Consider the following 14,827-nt stretch of genomic DNA (forward strand, 5'->3'; position numbering starts at 1 on the left):
CGAACCGCGTCCGAACGTGACACGGCCCGTCCCGGACACGACACACCGACCCGGACCAGCCGGGCCCGGGGGAGAGGAGCGCGCATGACGCCGACCGCGCTGGGCGCCGTCGTCCCCGAGCACTCCGTCCGCTTCCTCGGGCACGACACCCACGCCCACGACGAGCCGCACCTCGTGCATGTCGTCACCGGCACCGCGGAGCTCGTCGTGGACGGCACGCCCCTGACCCTGCGCACGCACGAGAACCTCTGGCTCGGCCCGCGCGTCCCGCACGCGATGCGCCTTCCCGGCGACTCGATGGCGCTCGGTCCCGTGCTCTCCCCGGGGGTCGAGCCGCCCGCGCGCGTCCACCGTCTCGGCGTCGTGCCCGCGCTGACCACCGTCCTCACGGCGGTGCTGTGCGCGGCCCCGGCGACGCCCGCGCAGGTCGCTCCCTTCCGCGCCGCCCTCGAGGACGTCCTGCGCGGCCTCGCGGGCGACTACTTCGTCCTGCGGCTGCCGGTGCACCCGGTCGCGCGGGCCGTCGCCCAGGACGCGCGCCGCGGCATCGCGACGCTCGACGAGCTCGCCGAACGGCGGCGCGCGAGCGCGCGGCACGTCCAGCGCCTCTTCGTCGAGGAGACCGGGCTCGCGTTCGGCCGCTGGCGCACGCGGGCGCACCTCAACGTCGCGATCGCGCGGCTGCGCGGCGGCTCGCACCTCGACGCCGCCGCGCGTGCCGCCGGGTACGCCTCCCGGGCCGGACTGCTGCGTGCCCTGAGCCGGGAGACGGGGCTGCCCGTCGCCGACCTCGCGCGCGACCCGGTCGCGGCGCTCGCGGCCCCGCACGGCGAGGCCGCGGGCGCGCGGGTCGTGGCGGCGAGCGCCTGACGGCGCCCCGCGCCGGGCCTACTCCCGCCCGGTCGGGGCCGTCCTGACGATCCGGTAGCGCAGCGCGGTGCGCGCCCCGACCTCCTCGACGCGCACCTTCTCCAGCACCGCCGGCGCGTCGCCGTCGAACAGGCGCACGCCGCCCCCGAGCAGGACCGGCATGACCTCGACCGCGAGCTCGTCGACGAGCCCCGCGGCCAGGAGCTGGTGGAACAGGTCCGCGCCCCCGATGAACGTCACGTCGCGCTCGCCCGCGGCGTCGCGGGCCTGCCGGACCGCCGACTCGACGCCGTCCGTGACGAACGTGACCCACAGCCGCTCGTTGCGCTGGGGGGCGACGGCCGGGGGCGTGTGCGTGACGACGAAGATCGGCACCTGGAACTCGTAGCCGTCCGCGTAGCCGTCGGGGTCCGGAGCCATGTCGTACGTGCGCCGGCCCATGAGGACGGCGCCGGTCCGCTCCTGGAGCGCCCGCAGGTACGCGCTGCGCCGCAGCTCCTCGAAGTCCGAGTAGAGCGCCTCGATGCTCCCGTCGGCGTCCTGGACGTACCCGTCGAGCGAGACCGCCGCTCCTGCGACCACCGTGGCCATGTCGTCTCCTTCGTGCTCCGTGCTCCGTGTTCCGTCGGTCGAGGGTGAGACCCGACCGGGACGCGCGACTCATCGACCGCGCGGCGGCCCGCCGCACGGACGCGGCGCGGCGACGTCGTCGACCACGGGACACTGGGTCCATGACCGCCGAGTACGACGCCTCGCCCGACCTGCCCTGCACCCCCGCCAGGCTCGCCGATCTGGCTGCGCTCGTCGCGCGGGTGCGCGCGCTGGCGGAACGGTCGGGGGACGGTCGGGTCGTCGTCGGGATCACCGGCAGCCCCGGTGCGGGCAAGACGACGCTCGCGCTCCGACTCGTCGAGGCGCTCGGTCCGGAGGCGGTGCACCTGCCGATGGACGGCTTCCACCTCGCGAACGCGACGCTCGACCGGCTCGGCCGTCACGACCGCAAGGGCGCGCTCGACACGTTCGACGGCGACGGCTTCGTCGCCCTGCTGCGCCGGGTGCGCGACGAGCGCGACCGCACCGTGTACGCGCCGTCGTTCCACCGCGAGGTCGACGAGCCCGTGGCCGGGGAGATCGCCGTCGACCCGGGGCACCGCGTCGTCGTGGTCGAGGGGAACTACCTCCTCGTGGGCGAGGAGCCCTGGGGGCGCGTGCGCGACCTGCTCGACGAGGCGTGGTTCTGCAGCACCGGCGACGCCGAGCGCGAGCGTCGTCTCGTCGACCGGCACACCCGCCACGGCCGCACGGTCGAGGCCGCGACCGCCTGGGCCACCGAGGTCGACGGGCGCAACGCGCTCCTCGTCGAGTCGACGCGGTCGCGCGCCGACCTCGTCGTGTCCGGGGCGATCGCCTTCGCCCCTCAGGCGAGGTCCACGTCCGCGTAGAGGGCGGCGTGGTCGGACGCCGCGTGCGTCGCCGACGTCATCGTGTCGTAGTGGGGGAACAGGGTCCCGTTCGCGCCGCCCCACACGCCCTTGCGGAACACGGACCCGCCGACGGTGCGCTCGAACAGCGCAGGGGACAGCAGCACGTAGTCGATCTTCTGGCTCGCGGTCCCGTTGCCGTACGTGCCCGGCCGGCCGTCGCCGCGGAACGCGGGGTGCTCGCTCACGTCGCGCAGGTCGGTCCGCTCCAGCAGGGGGCGCAGCGGGGTCGACGACGGCGTGTCGTTGAGGTCGCCCACGACCACGACGTTCTCCTCGCCGCGGGCGCGCAGGCCCGCGTAGATCGCGGCCGTGCGGGTCGCCTGGCGGCGGCGGGTCGCGTCGGACTCGGCCTGCGTGCCGTAGCCCTTGGACTTGAAGTGGTTGACCAGCACGGTGAGCGTGCCGCCGTCGGGCAGCTCGACGGCGTACTCCGGGCAGTCGCGGCCGAACACCAGGCGCCCGCGCGAGTCGCGGTCGTCGACGTGCGAGCGGACGGACCCGATCCGGTACGGCCGTGTGGTGAGCAGCCCGACGTCGATGCCGCGGTCGTCGTTGCCGTCGATGACCATGACGTGCGGGTAGACGGGACGCCCGGACGGCGTGACGACGCCCGCGTCCGTGAAGTGCTTGAGCGCGACCCGGCTCTCGGCCTCGACGACGGCCAGGACGTCGGCGTCGACGTCGGCGACGACCCGGGCGGTGTGCGTCATGGCGAGCTCGTCGACCCGGTCCTTGACGAGGTCGACCCAGCCGACCCAGTCGCCGCGCCCGGTCGCGACGACCTCGGTGCGCGCCGTGCCCGCCGCCTGAGAGCCGGTGCGGCGCACGAGCCGCCCCCGGACCTGGCGCAGCACCGCGAGCGCCGCGGAGTCGGAGCGCAGCAGGCCGAGGGTCTCCAGGTGCTCCAGGATCTCCGCCCGCACGCCCGGCCCGTACTGCTCCTCGGCGATCAGCGCGTTGACCCGGGCGTGGGCCGCGAGGACCGCGTTGCCGCCGGTGAGCGGGCCTGCCATCGCGCGCGGGCGCTCGAACAGGTTCTCGACGTTGAACGTCCCGACCCGGAACCTCGCCATCGTGGTCTCCCTCGCGCGGTCCGGGACCCGGGGTGGGTGCGAGACGCGGACCGGCTCTACGAGGAGGGAGGGAGACGACGCCCGGTCCGGGACCTCGGGACGCGGCGATCGTGAGGGGGAGGGGGAAGCCCGGCCGGTGTCACCGCCACCGGCCGGGCGGCCTGGGGAGCCGACCGGGGACCGGTCGGTGGACCCGTCAGCGTCTGCGCGGGGCGGGCGCCGACGGGTAGATGTCGCGGAACGCGGGCTCGAACGGGCGTCTGAGCATCCGCAGGCCCGCCTGCTCGGGCGTGCGTCCGCCCTTGGCGGCGTTGCACGGCTCGCACGCCGCGACGGCGTTGAGCCACGTCGTGGTCCCGCCCTGGCACCGCGGGACCACGTGGTCCATGGTCGTCGCGGTCCCGCCGCAGTACGCGCAGCGGTACCGGTCGCGGCGCAGCAGCGCCGCGCGCGAGTACGGCACGCGGCCCTGGCGCTCGTACACCCAGCGTGCGTGGACGTACCGCACCAGCGCGACCGACCGGGGCCGCTGGTAGGGGCCGAACGTCTCGCCCTCGACCGCCTCGAGGACCTCGGCGACCCGCCGGTGCAGCATGCGGATGGCGTGGCGCAACGACACGCGGCCGAGCTCCTGGCTGCCGCCGAGGTTGTAGATGACCACCTCGCTCATCGTCGCGCCTCCTGTCGTGTCGGTGGCCGTGGCGGCCGTGGCGGCCGTGACCTGGGGCGGTGACGACGAGAGCCGCCCCAGGACGGTGCCCCAGGACGGCTCTGCAGGTGGACGACGTGCGTCGTCTACCTGAGGAGCGCCCTTCGGGACGAGTCGGTGGACCACTGGTGCAGCACGCGGGTCCACCTCCCCTTCACCGGTCGTCATGATCGTGCGTCCGGGCGGGTTCGACCGGACGCCACGAGGCTATGCCCGCGACCGCCCGACGTCCACGGTTTTGACCCGGCAGGTCGTCGCCGGCGTCAGGCGTCGGCCCCGGCCGGGGCGCTCGCCGCGCGGGGCCGCCCGGCGAGGGCGAGCTGGACGAGCAGCGCGCCCGACAGCACCCAGACCAGCCCCGCGGCCGAGATCGTGCCGCCGGCGAGCCACGCGACCGCCCCGGCGACGACGACGGGCACGGCGAGCACGACGGCGGTGCGTACGTCGCGCAGCACGGCGTGCACCCCGGCGGACACGAGCCCGTGCACGGCGAACGCGCCGACGAGCAGCGCGAGCTCGCCCGGGTCGAGCGCCCGCGCGGGCTCGTCCAGGACGCCTCCGAGCGCGCCCGCGAGGGTGGCCAGGGCGCCGGTCGTCACGAGGTGCAGGAACCACGCCGACCGTGGCGGCACCCCCGCGGGGCGCAGCAGCGTGACGCCCGCGTAGCCCGACCGCACCGTGAGCGCCCACAGGGCGACGAGCAGCGTGAACGCCCCCGCGCCTGCCACGAGCAGCGTCCGGTCCCACTCGGCCCCGCTCGCGGCGTCGATCGCCTGGATGAGGCCCTCGCCGAGCACGATGATGACGAAGAGTCCCAGCCGCTCCCCGAGGTGCGGGACGTCGGTCACGGCCGCGTCGACCGTCGTCGGCACCTCGACGGCGTCCGCGCCCCGCCGTCCGCCCCGTCCGGTCCGCCCGGCCGTGCGCCGCGCGGAACTCTCCAGCGGGCGTTCCCGGTCGCCGCGCCCCGGACGGTCGCGCCGGGCACCCGGTCCGCGACCCCGGCGCTCGCGGACCTCGTCGAGGCGCTCCTGCGCGCGTCGCACGAGGCGCTCGCCCGAGAGGGTGAGGAGCAGGAGGAGGTCGATCGCGAGGCCGACCGCCCAGAGCGTGTACCGCGTCTGCCCGTCGAACCACCACGACACGATCCACGGCACGACCCCCGTCAGCGCCTGCACCACCGGCAGGTCGACGACGACGGTCGTGCGGCGCCACGGTCGCGCGGCGACGAGCCGGCCCACGACGTACGCGACCGCGAAGGGCTGTGCGTGCTCGTCGTGGATGCCGGGCACCGCCGCGATCATCACGGCGAGCGCCGCCATCCCGGCGAGGATCGGCAGCGCCCGGGCGCCCTCGCCCGCGACGTTGCCGTACGTGGTGAAGCACGCCCACACGAGCCAGAACGCGGTGTAGGCGATGACGTAGAGCGCGAGCCCGCCGCGGTCGTGGTCCTCCTGCAGCAGGTGGGCGAGCATCCCGATGCCCGCGACGACGACGAGGTCGAAGAAGAGCTCGAGCCACGACGCGTGGCGCTCCTCGCCGACGGGCGACGTCCCCGCGGGGGCGGGGGCGGTCACGGCTGCGGAGTCTGCGCGGGCTGCGCGGGCTCCAGCGGGAGGCGCACGACGAACCGCGTGTCGCCGGGCACGGACGTCACCGTGAGGTCCCCGTGGTGCTTGTTGACGACGATCCGCCACGAGATGTCGAGGCCGAGCCCCGTGCCCTGCCCGACCGGCTTGGTCGTGAAGAAGGGTTCGAAGATGCGGGGCCGCACGTCGTCGGGGATGCCGGGCCCGGTGTCGGCGATCTCGACCTCGGCGCGGTCGTCGACGCGCCGCGTCGTGACCGTCAGCGTGCCGGACCCGCCCATCGCCTGCGCGGCGTTCTCGACGAGGTTGGTCCACACCTGGTTGAGCTCGGCCGCGTAGACGGGCACGGGCGGCAGGCCGGTGTCGTAACGGCGCACGACCTCGACGCCCGCGAGCGCGTGGTCGAGCATCGTCAGCGTGGAGTCGAGCAGCTCGTGCACGTCGACGGGCCGGAACGGCGCCCGGTCGAGCTGGGAGTACTGGCGCGCCGCGCCGACGAGGGTCGAGATGCGCACGGTCGCGTCCTCGATCTCGGCCATGAGCTGCTCGGTCTCGATCGTGTACGCGAGCCAGCTCACGGCCCCGGTGAGCGCGCCGGCGTCTACGCGCTCGGCGACGCGGTCGAGCCAGGGCTCGTCGATCCCGGCCTGGACGAGCGCGGGGGAGACGCGCCAGCCCTCGGGCAGGCCGTGGTCGTCGAGCCAGTCGGTGAGGCGGTCCTCCAGGTCGGAGGTCTCCAGCGCCCCGACGGCGTCCGCCGTCCGGGTGTCCGCGTACCGTTCGAGCGCCTCCTCCTGGAGCCGGATGAGCTCGGCGAGGGTGGCGCGGTCGTAGGGGCCGTCGGCGATGAGCGCGAGCTTGTGCCGCATGGCGGCGACGCGCTCGCGGAGGGTCCCGGTCGCGCGCACCGCGGCGGCGGCGGGGTTGTTGAGCTCGTGCGTCAGACCTGCCGAGAGCGACCCGAGGGCGAGCAGCCGCTCGCGCTGCCCGACGAGCTGCTGCGCGTCCCGGGTCCCCCAGAACACGCCCTCCAGCAGGTGCACCGCCATGGGGAACCACTCGGTCATGAGCTTGGCGAAGTCGTGCGCCTCGAGCACGAAGAAGCGCGACGTCTCCAGGGCGCGCGCCGAGTGGAGGTACGTCTGGGGGAGGCGGTCGCCGAGGTAGGCGTTCCACGCGCCGAGGTAGACGCCGACCTGGTGGGTGCGCGAGACCTCGACCTCGTCCTCGCCGACGCGCCGGTAGAGCGCGACGCCGCCGTCGAGCAGGACGTAGAACGCCTCGGCGGGCGTGCCCTCGTGGAACAGCCAGCCCGCGTCGTGGCGCTCGACGTGCCCGGTCGCGCACAGCCACGCGAGCTGGTCGTCGGTGAGGTGCTCGAACAGGAACGTGGCGCGCAGCTCGTCGACGTCGCACGGCAGCCACCCGCGCGCGGCTGCCGGAGTGGTGCCCTCGGCGGGCGGGGTCGTGGTGGGGTCCTCGGCGGGCGGGGTCGTGGTGGGGTCCTCGGTGCTGGTCACGGTGTCGCCTCCGGGTGCGGGTCGGGGTCGTGTCGCGGGCCGGTGGTGGTCAGAGCTGTTCGAGGTAGCGGTGCACGAGCATGACGGCCATGGCGCCCTCGCCCACGGCGGACGCGACGCGCTTGGCGGACTCCGCGCGCACGTCCCCGGCGGCGAACACGCCGGGCACGGACGTCTCGAGGTGGTAGGGCGGGCGGTCGAGCGTCCACCCGGCGGGCGGGGCGCCGTCGCGCAGCAGGTCGGGACCGGCCACCACGTACCCGCGCGGGTCGCGCGCGACGACGCCGTCGAGCCAGTCGGTGCGGGGCGCGGCGCCGATGAACACGAACGCCCAGCCGCACTCGACGCGCGCGGTCCGGCCGGTCTCGACGTCGCGCAGCTCGAGGTGCTCCAGGTGGTCGTCGCCCGACGCCGCGACGACCTCCGTGCGGGTCAGGACGCGCACGCGCGGGTGGGCCTCGACCTGCTCGACGAGGTAGGAGGACATGGACCGGGCGAGCGAGTCGCCCCGGACCACGAGCGTGACCTGCTTGGCCTCACGGGCCAGGTAGAGCGCCGCCTGCCCCGCGGAGTTGGCGCCGCCGACGACGTACACCTCCTGGTCGTGGCACGCCGTGGCCTCGGTGAGCGCCGACCCGTAGAACACGCCGCGCCCGACGAGGTCGCCGAGCCCCGGTCCGTCGAGCAGCCGGTAGGAGACGCCCGAGGCGAGGATGACCGTGTGGGCGTCGATCGACGTCCCGTCGGGGAAGCGGACGCTGCGCGCGGGTCCGTCGACGTCGAGCTCGATCGCGTCGCGCGTCGTCACGATCTCGGCACCGAACCGCACCGCTTGTCGCCGTGCGCGCTCGGCGAGCTGTGCGCCCGAGATCCCGTCGGGGAAGCCGAGGTAGTTGTCGATGCGCGAGCTCTGCCCGGCCTGGCCGCCGGTCGCGGTGCGCTCGACCAGCACCGTCCGCAACCCCTCGGACGCCCCGTACAGGGCGGCGCTGAGCCCCGCAGGCCCGCCGCCCACGACGACGAGGTCGTAGAAGTCCGCCGCGGGGCGCGTGGCGAGCCCGACGCGCTCGGCGAGCGTGGCGTCGTCGGGCGCGACGAGCGCCTCGCCCTCGGGCGTGACGACCAGGGGGAGGGTGTCGCCGTCGGTCTGGGCGGCGGTGAGGAGGCGCGCGCCCTCGGCGGACTCCGACGGGTACCACCGGTAGGGGACGCGGTTGCGCGCGAGGAACTCGCGCACCTGCGACGAGCGCGCGGACCACCGGTGCCCGACGACGACGGTCTCGGCGGGCCGGCGCCGGTCGGTCGCGGACCACGCCTCGAGCTGGGCGTCGACGACGGGGTAGAGCTTCTCCTCGGGCGGGTCCCACGGCTTGAGCAGGTAGTAGTCGAGGTCGACGACGTTGATCGCCTCGATGGCGGCCTCGGTGTCCGCGTAGGCGGTGAGCAGGACGCGCCGCGCCGCGGGGAAGAGGTCCATGGCCTGCTCGAGCAGCTCGACGCCCGTCATGCCGGGCATGCGGTGGTCGGCGAGCACGACGGCGACGTCCTCGCCGCGCAGCGCGAGCTCGCGCAGCGCCTCGAGCGTCTCCGCACCGGACTCGGCGCGCACGATGCGGTACCGGTCGCCGTAGCGGCGGCGCAGGTCGCGCGCGACCGCGCGCGAGACCCCGGGGTCGTCGTCCACGGTGACGATCGCGGGGCGTGTCGTCGCGACGGTGGGTTCCACACGGCCTCCTCGGGAGCCACAGACGGGCGAGTGCCATCCTCCCGCCGCCACGGTCCCGCGTCCACGGCGGCGTGGCGCAGGTCACTCTTGACGGGTCGTTTGCCTGCGCTAAGTTAGGCAAGGCAAACCTCAGGTTGCCTCGCCGCGATCCGCGGCGGTCCTCTCCCCGTACCTGGAGCCTCGCCATGCTCTCAGCACGATCCGTCGCGCCCGCGCACGGTACCTCGACCGCCCCGGCCCTGCTCACCGGCACGACCGCGGGCGACTACGCGAGCACCCTGCACGGCGTCGTCGACGACGTGGCGTCGCGGGTCGCGGCGGTGACGCAGCCCTGGTCGGGCGCGAGCCGCGCGCAGCTCGCGACGCTCGTGGACCGCGTCGACCTCGACGCTCCGGGCATCGGCACCGACGCGGCGCTGCGCGAGGCCGCCGACCTGTACGCGACGCACGCGGTGTGGTTCCACGACCCCGCGTACGCCGCCCACCTCAACTGCCCGGTCGCGCTGCCCGCCGTCGGCGCCGAGGCGATGCTCGCGGCGATCAACACGTCCGTCGACACGTTCGACCAGTCGACGGTGGCGACCCTCATGGAGCGGCGCGTCGTGGCGTGGACCGCGGGTCGCGTCGGGTACGCCGCGGGCGACGGCGTGCTCACGTCCGGGGGCACGCAGTCCAACCTGCACGCCCTCTTCCTGGCCCGCGAGCGCGCGGTCGCTCGTGCGGCCCGCGCGGGCGGTCCCGGCCGGTCCGCCGTGCTGCCGCGCCTGCGGGTCCTCGCGGCGGCGTCGAGCCACTTCAGCGTCGCGCGGTCGGCGCTCCTGCTGGGCCTGGCGGACGACGCCGTGGTCCGGGTCGGGGCCGACGCCGACGGCCGCCTCGACCCCGCGGCGCTCGCGGCCGCGATCGGCGCGGTACGGGCCGCGGGCGACGTGGTCATGGCGGTCGTCGCGACCGCCGGCACGACCGACCGCGGCTGCGTCGACCCGCTCGCGGAGGTCGCGGACGTGTGCGACGCGACCGACGTGTGGCTGCACGTCGACGCCGCCTACGGCTGCGGGCTGCTCGTGTCGCCGACCCGCCGGCACCTGCTCGACGGGATCGAACGCTCGCGATCGGTGACGGTCGACTACCACAAGGCGTTCTTCCAGCCCGTGTCCGCGAGCGCGCTCGTCGTGCGCGAGCGCGCCGACCTGGAGCGCGTCGCGCACCACGCGGACTACCTCAACCCGCGCGAGAACCCCGAGCCGAACCAGGTCGACGTGTCGCTGCAGACGACCCGGCGCTTCGACGCGCTCAAGCTCTGGGCGACGCTGCGCGCCCTCGGCCCCGACGGGGTCGGCGCGATGGTCGACGCGGTGTGCGACCTCGCCGCCGCGGTGCACGCCGACCTCGCGGACGACCCCGACCTGCGCGTGCTGGGTCGTACCGACCTGTCCACGGTCCTGTTCCGCTACGAGCCGCCGGGGCTGGCCGCGGAGCACGCCGACCGGCTCGTGCCGCTCGTGCGGCGCGTGCTGTTCGAGTCCGGGCGCGCCGTCGTCGCCAGGACCGTGCTCGACGGCGTCCCGTGCCTCAAGCTCACGCTGCTCAACCCGACCGTGACGCTCGCGGACGTGCGCCACGTGCTCGACCTCGTCCGCACGACGGCTCAGGCGCTCGTCGAGCGCGACGCGCTGCTGCACGACGACGACGTCGCGACGCACGCCGCGGACCTCGTGGCGTCCCTCGCGACCGCCCGGGCGGTGACCCGATGACCACGACGACCCCGAGGACGACCTCGGCGACGAACCCCGTGCCGGCTCCCAGGACGAGCGGCCCCGCCCCGGCGCCCCACGATCCGGCGCGCGTGCGCGACGTCGTCGGCGTGGGGATCGGGCCGTTCAACCTCGGCCTCGCCGCGCTGTCCGCGCCCCTCGACGACGTCGACGCCGTGTTCCTCGACGCCGCGCCCGAGTTCCGCTGGCACCCCGGGATGATGATCGAGGGCGCGACGATCCAGGTCCCGTTCCTCGCCGACCTCGTCACGATGGCGGACCCCACGTCGCCGTACTCGTTCCTCGCGTTCCTCAAGGCGACGGGCCGGCTCTACCCGTTCTACATCCGCGAGTCCTTCTACCCGCTCCGCGCCGAGTACGACGCGTACTGCCGCTGGGTCGCGGCCCGCCTGGGCTCGCTGCGCTGGTCGCGGCGCGTCGTCGCCGTCGAGCACGACCCGGCCGCCGACGCTTTCGTCGTGCGGGCCGAGGTCCTCGACGACGACGGTGCCGTGACACGCACCGAGGAGCACCGGGGCCGCCACCTCGTCCTCGGCGTCGGCACCGCGCCGGTGCTGCCGCCCGCGCTGCGGGCGCTCGCGGACGAGGTCGCGCGCGGCGAGCACCCGGGCGCCGGGCCGCTCGTGCACAGCGCGCAGTACCTGCCGCACCGCGACGCGCTCGCCGCCGCCGGCTCGGTCACGGTCGTGGGCAGCGGCCAGTCGGCCGCCGAGGTCTACCGCGACCTGCTCGACGGCGTGCACGGCGACGCGCGGCGCCCCGGCTACCGGCTGGACTGGGTGACGCGCTCGCCGCGCTTCTTCCCCATGGAGTACACGAAGCTCACGCTCGAGATGACCTCGCCGGAGTACACCGACCACTTCCACGCCCTGCCGCTCGAGCTGCGCCAGCTCCTCGGCCGCGAGCAGCGCGGCCTGTACAAGGGCATCAGCGGCGACCTCGTGGACGACATCTACGACGCGCTGTACCGCCTGAGCCTCGACCGCCCGGTGCCGACGACACTGCTCACGGACACCGAGGTCGTGGCCGCGCGCTACGAGCCGGCCAGCCACGGGCGCGACGACGAGAGCGCGGCCGGGCACCCCGACGCGGCGGGGGAGTACGTGCTGCGCCTGCGGCACGCGCAGCTCGGGCGGGAGGTCGAGCGCCGCACGCGCGCGCTCGTCGCCGCGACGGGCTACGCCGCGGCGGTCCCCGCGTTCCTCGACCCGGTGCGCCACCTGCTGCGGTTCGACGAGCTCGGCCGGTTCGACGTCGCGCGCGACTACACGGTCGACGACGCGCGCCGCGTGCACGTGCTCAACGGCGAGGAGCACACGCACGGCATCACCGCGCCGGACCTCGGGTTCGCCGCGTGGCGCAACGCCGTCGTGCTGCGCACGGTCACGGGCCGTGAGGTGTACCCCGTCGAGGAGCGCATCGCGTTCCAGACGTTCGGGCTGCCCGACGCCGCCGCACCCTCGGCCGACCGGTCTCCGACCACGCCTCTCACCCCGTCGGACGCGGCCCGCGTCGTGGCGGGCGGGCGCCCGGGAGGGGAGGCCCGATGAGCGCCCCGGCCGTGACGACGGCGACGTCGGCCGTGCCGTCGTCCGACCTCGCGTCGCCGGACGTCGCGGCGTCGGTCGCGCGCGTGGGCGCCGCCTTCGCGGTGCGGGTCCGGCTCGGCAGCGGTCACGCGGACGTCTCGTTCGGGGCCGTCGACCCGGCGCGCGACGCCGCGCTCGTGCACGGTTGGCTCGCGCACCCACGGTCGGTGTTCTGGCAGCTCGGCCACCTCGACGTGGACGGGGCGCGCGCCTACCTGGAGGACGTGGCCGCCGACCCGCACCAGGACGCGTGGCTCGGGCGCGTCGACGGCGCGCCCGCGTTCCTCGTCGAGACCTACGACCCGGCGCGGGTCACGCTCGCTGACGCGCCGGCCGCCGTCGCGCTCCTGGAGCCGGGCGACGTCGGGATGCACCTGCTCGTCGCGCCGCCGGCGGGACCCGCGCGCAGCGGCTTCACGTCCGCGGTGATGGGTGCAGTCGTGCGGTTCTGCCTCGACCCCGCCGGGCGCGGGGCGCGGCGCGTCGTCGTCGAGCCGGACGTGCGCAACGCCGCGATCGCGGCGAAGAACGCCGCGGCCGGGTTCCGCGTGCTGCGCGAGCTCGAGCTGCCCGGCAAGACGGCGCACCTCGCCGTCGCGACGCGCGCGGACCTGGACGCGAGCCCGCTCGGCGACGGCGTCGACCTCGCCCCCCACCTGCGCCCCGACCTGGCCGACCGCGCTCACCGGCACCTCGTCGCCAAGGCGATCGCGGAGCTCACGCACGAGCGCCTGCTCGCGCCGCGCGCCGTGGTCCGGCCGGACGCGGCGAACGGTCCGGGCGAGTACGTGCTGCCCGTCGCGGAGGGCTCGGTGGAGTACCGGTTCGTCGCGCGGCGGTACGCGCTCGAGCACTGGGTGCTCGATGAGGCGTCGATCCGGCGCACCGCGCGGGCCGGACACGGCGCGGCGAACCGGACGGCCGAGGCGGGCGACCCCGCGGGTGCGGGCGGCACGGGCGCGCGGCGTGAGCTGCCGGTCGACGCGCTCGACCTCGTCGTCCAGCTCCAGCCCGACCTGCGCATCCCGGACGACCTGCTCGCCACCTACCTCGAGGAGGTGTCGTCCACGCTCGCGAGCGCGACGGCGAAGCTCGAGCGGTACGAGCGCACCGGCGGGCCGAGCGCCACCGACCTCCTCGGCGCGTCGTTCCAGCAGGTCGAGGCGGCCATGACGGAGGGGCACCCGGGGTTCGTCGCGAACAACGGGCGCATCGGGTTCGGACTCGCGGAGTACCGCGCGTACGCGCCCGAGAACGGCGGGCGCGTGCGCCTCGTGTGGCTCGCGGCCCGGCGCGAGCACACGCACCTCGCGCTCGGCGCGGGGCTCGACGAGGCGTCGCACTACGCGGGTGAGCTGTCCGACGACGAGCGCGCCGCGTTCGCGGACCGGCTCGCCGCGCGCGGCCTCGAACCGGCCGACTACCTCTACCTGCCCGTGCACCCGTGGCAGTGGGAGCACCGCGTGCCCATCACGTTCGCCGCCGACGTCGCGCGCGGCGACCTCGTGCCGGTCGGCCAGGGTGCCGACGAGTACCAGCCGCAGCAGTCGATCCGCACGCTGTTCAACCTCACCCGGCCCGGCCGCCACTACGTCAAGGTCGCCCTCGCGATCCAGAACATGGGCTTCCTGCGGGGGCTGTCGCCCGCCTACATGCGCGACACCCCCGCCATCAACGACTGGGTCGCCGACCTCGTCGCCGCCGACCCCGAGCTCGGCGGGCGCGGCTTCACCGTCCTGCGCGAGCTCGCCTCGATCGGGTACACCGGCGACGTCTACCACCGCACCGCCACGCCGTCCGCGCACCGCAAGATGCTCGCCGCCCTGTGGCGCGAGAGCCCCGTGCCGCGCACCGCGCCCGGCGAGCGCCTGGCCACCATGGCCGCGCTCCTGCACCGCGACCCCGACGGCGCCGCGCACGCGACCGCGCTCGTGCGCGCCTCCGGGCTCGACCCCGCCGACTGGGTGCGCGCCTACCTCGACGCCTACCTGCGCCCGCTCGCCCACGCGCTCCTCGCGCACGACCTCGCGTTCATGCCGCACGGCGAGAACCTCATCCTCGTCCTCCGCGACCACGTCGTGGTCCGCGCGGTCATGAAGGACCTCGGCGAGGAGATCGCCGTCCTCGGCGACGCCCCGCTCCCGCCCGACGTCGAGCGCGTGCGCGCCGTCGTCGACGACGAGGAGAAGGCGCTCGCGATCTTCACCGACGTGTTCGACGGCGTGCTGCGCCACCTCGCCGCGATCCTCGCCGGCGACGGCGTGCTGCCCGAGGACCGGTTCTGGCGCCTCGTCGCGGAGTGCCTCGACGCGCACCGCGCCGACCACCCCGACCTGCGCTCCGGCGTCGACCTGCGCGCCCCGCGGTTCGCGCACTCGTGCCTCAACCGCCTCCAGCTGCGCAACACGCTCCAGATGGTCGACCTCGCGGACCAGTCCGCGTCCCTCCTGTACGCGGGCACGCTCGCCAACCCCGCCGCGCGGGACGCCTGA

General features: G+C 75.5%; 11 protein-coding genes. 5 read left to right on the forward strand and 6 right to left on the reverse strand.

Going from position 1 to position 14,827, the window contains the following annotated elements; all coding sequences use genetic code 11:
• Window positions 1-84 precede the first annotated feature (84 nt).
• Window positions 85-870 (forward strand): helix-turn-helix domain-containing protein, encoded by a 786-nt coding sequence (locus ABRQ22_RS08710; RefSeq protein ID WP_353709245.1) that lies wholly within the window; start codon window positions 85-87, stop codon window positions 868-870.
• A gap of 18 nt (window positions 871-888) precedes the next feature.
• Here ABRQ22_RS08710 and ABRQ22_RS08715 read toward each other — a convergent pair whose 3' ends face one another.
• Window positions 889-1,461 (reverse strand): dihydrofolate reductase family protein, encoded by a 573-nt coding sequence (locus ABRQ22_RS08715; protein WP_353709246.1) that lies wholly within the window; start codon window positions 1,459-1,461, stop codon window positions 889-891.
• Window positions 1,462-1,601: 140 nt separating this feature from the next.
• Between ABRQ22_RS08715 and ABRQ22_RS08720 the strand changes: the two genes are divergently transcribed.
• Window positions 1,602-2,312, forward strand: a complete 711-nt coding sequence (locus tag ABRQ22_RS08720) for a nucleoside/nucleotide kinase family protein (protein ID WP_253049527.1) — start codon at window positions 1,602-1,604, stop codon at window positions 2,310-2,312.
• Here ABRQ22_RS08720 and ABRQ22_RS08725 read toward each other — a convergent pair.
• From ABRQ22_RS08725 to ABRQ22_RS08745, 5 genes are all read right to left on the reverse strand, one after another.
• A complete protein-coding gene (locus ABRQ22_RS08725; RefSeq protein WP_353709247.1) occupies window positions 2,288-3,427 on the reverse strand; it encodes an endonuclease/exonuclease/phosphatase family protein in 1,140 nt (379 codons plus the stop codon). The two genes, ABRQ22_RS08720 and ABRQ22_RS08725, sit on opposite strands and share 25 nt — an antisense overlap.
• 196 nt (window positions 3,428-3,623) lie before the next feature.
• Window positions 3,624-4,097: an HNH endonuclease gene (locus ABRQ22_RS08730; protein ID WP_154798684.1), complete on the reverse strand. Its 474-nt coding sequence runs from the start codon at window positions 4,095-4,097 to the stop codon at window positions 3,624-3,626.
• A gap of 302 nt (window positions 4,098-4,399) precedes the next feature.
• Complete coding sequence (locus ABRQ22_RS08735) at window positions 4,400-5,713, reverse strand: low temperature requirement protein A (protein ID WP_353709248.1); 1,314 nt, start codon at window positions 5,711-5,713, stop codon at window positions 4,400-4,402.
• The gene (locus tag ABRQ22_RS08740; RefSeq protein ID WP_353709249.1) at window positions 5,710-7,245 is read right to left on the reverse strand and encodes an ATP-binding protein; all 1,536 of its coding nucleotides are present in this window, start codon (window positions 7,243-7,245) and stop codon (window positions 5,710-5,712) included. Before ABRQ22_RS08740 ends, ABRQ22_RS08735 begins: the two co-directional genes overlap by 4 nt.
• A 49-nt stretch (window positions 7,246-7,294) precedes the next feature.
• Window positions 7,295-8,971 carry an FAD-dependent oxidoreductase gene (locus ABRQ22_RS08745; RefSeq protein WP_353709250.1) on the reverse strand — a complete coding sequence of 559 codons (1,677 nt, stop codon included), beginning with the start codon at window positions 8,969-8,971 and terminating at the stop codon, window positions 7,295-7,297.
• 185 nt (window positions 8,972-9,156) lie between these two features.
• On the opposite strand from ABRQ22_RS08745, the gene ABRQ22_RS08750 reads away from it, so the two are divergent.
• Genes ABRQ22_RS08750 through ABRQ22_RS08760 form a run of 3 tightly spaced genes read left to right on the forward strand, consistent with a single transcriptional unit; the run spans window position 9,157 to window position 14,827 of the window.
• The gene (locus ABRQ22_RS08750) at window positions 9,157-10,725 is read left to right on the forward strand and encodes a pyridoxal-dependent decarboxylase (RefSeq protein ID WP_353709251.1); all 1,569 of its coding nucleotides are present in this window, start codon (window positions 9,157-9,159) and stop codon (window positions 10,723-10,725) included.
• A complete protein-coding gene (locus ABRQ22_RS08755) occupies window positions 10,722-12,296 on the forward strand; it encodes a SidA/IucD/PvdA family monooxygenase (protein WP_353709252.1) in 1,575 nt (524 codons plus the stop codon). Before ABRQ22_RS08750 ends, ABRQ22_RS08755 begins: the two co-directional genes overlap by 4 nt.
• The gene (locus tag ABRQ22_RS08760) at window positions 12,293-14,827 is read left to right on the forward strand and encodes a GNAT family N-acetyltransferase (protein ID WP_353709253.1); all 2,535 of its coding nucleotides are present in this window, start codon (window positions 12,293-12,295) and stop codon (window positions 14,825-14,827) included. The genes ABRQ22_RS08755 and ABRQ22_RS08760 overlap by 4 nt, the downstream gene beginning before the upstream one ends.

Source organism: Cellulosimicrobium sp. ES-005 (genome assembly GCF_040448685.1).
Classification (GTDB): domain Bacteria; phylum Actinomycetota; class Actinomycetes; order Actinomycetales; family Cellulomonadaceae; genus Cellulosimicrobium; species Cellulosimicrobium cellulans_G.